The organism is Bacteroides sp. CAG:633 (assembly GCF_000435115.1).
Taxonomy (GTDB): Bacteria; Bacteroidota; Bacteroidia; order Bacteroidales; family Bacteroidaceae; genus Bacteroides; species Bacteroides ndongoniae.
In genome coordinates, this window is the sequence record NZ_FR883101.1 from 1 (window position 1) to 1,327 (window position 1,327).

Genomic DNA, 1,327 nt, shown 5'->3' on the forward strand with positions numbered 1-1,327 from the left:
GTACGGCTCGCGATCCGTACAAGCAATACACGCGAGAGTCGCTTGTAATACTCATGAACCTTACTTGCAATACTCGACAGCATTACTTATTACACCGGCTAACTACCGATGTTACATCGCTAAAGTAGGTAGTTATGAATGAAAAGTGAATAATTAGAAATGAAAAACAGGGTGAAGGATGGATACGCGGACTACACGGAATGAGCGGACGAACACGGATAAACACGGATGAAAAGGAGAAAAGGAGAAATTGGGTTCACGCTTTCAATTGCGAAATTAGCACTGATAATCAGCCTATTATGTTGAAAGATAAAACTTCACGTTGATTCAATTAAAAATGAATAATTAAAAATTAAAATCCGCGTTCATCCGCTCATTCCGTGTAGTCCGCGTATCTATTCTTTTCATTACAAATCTTTATTATTATCATTCGCTTACGGTGAAACTTTTGCAGACAGGCTCTTGCACTCACAGGCTGTCACCCACCTGTTTTTTTCTAGTTAGGAAAAAATTTTTTCCTAACTGGGAAAAAATCACTGCAAGACTATCAACTGTCACCCCTTTGTAGAAATCCGTTCCGCCCGTATTTAAAAATTAAAATCCGCGTTTGTCCGCTTTTTCAGCGTCGTCCGCGTATCCATCTTTCACCACAAACAACTCACTCACCCTTATCCACTTGACAAAGGCCTTCCGATTTTGTATCTTTGGGGAACGGTTAATGAGTTGACAAGTTGACGAGTTAACAAGGGAACAAGGTGCCTCGGAGTCTGTAGCCGCGTCCCTCGTCCCTATTCACACTTAAACCCAAAAATCGCTATGAATCTGATTACGAACTTGAAAAGCTGGTTCCTTCCGTGGAACACCACACGCAAGGACAACACGACAAACGAAACAACTAACACGACCGGCACAACGGTCCCACAACCGGTACGCCGGCAGCCAGCCCCGCCGCTCCGTACGAACAACTGCTGACCGACCTGCAACACGTCTGTCACCGCCTGCCCGGAGGTGAAATCTTCGTAGTGATGGGCGGCGGCGAGTTCAGCGTCCGCATGACCTGGACGCCCGATGACTGCGCCAAGAACGAACAAAAACGTATGTTCAGCCTGAACGGCGGGAACGAAATCATCGAATGGGTGGACGCGCAACCCAAAGAAGAGCAGATGAAAGAGACGGCAAAAGACGATACCGTCGCCAACGTCACTATCGAAGAATCTCCTGCCCAACCCGAAAAGCCCTCGCGCCAGCAACAGATGATGCAACGTCTGACGCGCTACCTGAAGCTGCACTACGCTTTCCGCTACAACCTGCTGACGGAACGCACGGA

At 47.1% G+C, this 1,327-nt stretch carries 1 protein-coding gene; it reads left to right on the top strand.

Annotated elements, in window-relative coordinates; translation table 11 throughout:
- Positions 1 to 1,025 precede the first annotated feature (1,025 nt).
- A partial coding sequence (locus QVP67_RS10485) for a hypothetical protein (protein ID WP_441293841.1) occupies positions 1,026 to 1,327 on the top strand: 302 nt, incomplete at its 3' end.